Source organism: Clostridioides sp. ZZV15-6383 (genome assembly GCF_020657735.1).
Classification (GTDB): Bacteria; Bacillota; Clostridia; order Peptostreptococcales; family Peptostreptococcaceae; genus Clostridioides; species Clostridioides difficile_D.
In genome coordinates this window covers 1-255 of record NZ_JAGWCV010000212.1, presented here as the reverse complement: position 1 = coordinate 255, position 255 = coordinate 1, and the positions used below count along the sequence as shown (strand labels likewise).

The 255-nt window shown below is 32.9% G+C and carries 1 protein-coding gene; it reads left to right on the top strand.

Going from position 1 to position 255, the window contains the following annotated elements:
* Window positions 1–255, top strand: a 255-nt coding sequence (locus KGF42_RS19510) for a transposase (RefSeq protein ID WP_227826939.1), incomplete at both ends; no start/stop codon positions are given.

The window sequence follows — 255 nt, the reverse complement described above, 5'->3', positions numbered from 1 at the left end:
TTCAAGAGAAATAGAGAAAGCATGCAAAAGAGATATTAACTTTATGTATCTGCTAGGCGGAGCCTCCGCTCCAGACCATTCAACAATTGCAAGATTTCGTAGTATTCATTTTTCACCAATAAGCAACAATTTGATTGCACAGTTTACAAATTTTCTTGGAGATAATAAGGAGATTTCAAAGGACACTCTATTTATTGATGGTACAAAAATAGAGTCATCTGCTAATAGATATACTTTTGTTTGGAAAAAAGCTAT